Consider the following 1251-nt stretch of genomic DNA (forward strand, 5'->3'; position numbering starts at 1 on the left):
TGGGCGGTGCGTGTTGCCCACCGGCAAGGAAGCAAGCGTGCGAAGGTCGCGCTGGCCAGAAAGATGGCTGTCGTCCTTCACCGAATGTGGGTTGATGGAACCGAATTCCGATGGACGGCGGTGGCGTAAGGACGCCATCGTCATCCCGAGAGACGCCCGTCGCGGGGCGTGGGGATGGTCGAGTTCGTATGATCTGTCGTGGCGTCCGCCCTCCAGGTCGGGTGACTACGCCGAAGAGCTTGAACCGACCATTCAACCGAATCCCATCGTGTGGCGGCTTTGCCGACCACGAACAGAAGCAAGGTACCCGCGGCACGCGCTCTTAAGGGATTGACAGAAGCAGACCGAATACAGAAGCAGATCATCGGGATTTTGAAGGAGCACGAAGCTGGCGTGTCGGTTGCCGATCTGTGCCGGAAGCACGGCGTCAGCGATGCCAGCATCTACAAATGGAAAGCCAAGTTTGGCGGGATGGAGGTATCGGAGGCCAAGCGGCTGAGGACGCTGGAGGATGAGAACACGCGTCTGAAGCGGCTTTTGGCCGACGCCATGCTGGACAATGCTGCGTTAAAGGACCTCCTGGGAAAGAAGTGGTGACGCCCGCGGGGAAGCGGAAAGCTGTCGCCCATCTCATGGAGGCCCACGAGATGAGCGAACGGCGGGCGTGTAAAGCCATCGGCTGTTGCCGCATGACCATCAGATATCGGACGACCCGGGCGGATGACGCGGCCCTACGCCAACGCATGAGAGCGATTGCCGAGGTGCGCCGTCGCTTCGGCTATCGGCGCCTGCATGTTCTGCTCAGGCGGGAGGGCTATCTGGTCAACCACAAGAAACTGTTCCGGCTCTACCGGGAAGAGAGGCTCGCGGTCCGTCGCCGTGGTGGCCGCAAGCGGGCGCTCGGGACCAGGGCGCCGATGGTGGTGCCGATAGTGCCGAATGACCGCTGGTCGCTCGACTTCGTCTCGGACCAGCTCACCGATGGCCGCCGCTTCCGCATCCTGACCGTGGTCGACGAGTGCACGCGCGAATGCCTGGCGTTGGTGGCCGACACCTCGCTGTCGGGCTCCCGGGTGGCGCGGGAGCTGGACCGGCTGATCATCGAGCGCGGCAAGCCCAAAATGGTGGTCAGCGACAACGGCACCGAATTGACCAGCAACGCCATCCTGACATGGGCCGATCAGAGCCGCGTCGCCTGGCATTACATCGCGCCCGGCAAGCCGACGCAGAATGCCTTCATCGAAAGCTTCA

The 1251-nt window shown here is 62.8% G+C and carries 2 pseudogenes; both read left to right on the top strand.

The annotated features are described in order from the left end of the window. A pseudogene (locus I6F33_RS37850) lies at nt 1–129 on the top strand (IS110 family transposase); the annotation flags it as partial. A gap of 201 nt (nt 130–330) precedes the next feature. Further along, nucleotides 331–1251: pseudogene (locus I6F33_RS37855) on the top strand (IS3 family transposase); the annotation flags it as partial.

This window comes from Bradyrhizobium sp. BRP20 (assembly GCF_020194215.1).
GTDB classification, from domain to species: Bacteria; Pseudomonadota; Alphaproteobacteria; order Rhizobiales; family Xanthobacteraceae; genus Bradyrhizobium; species Bradyrhizobium yuanmingense.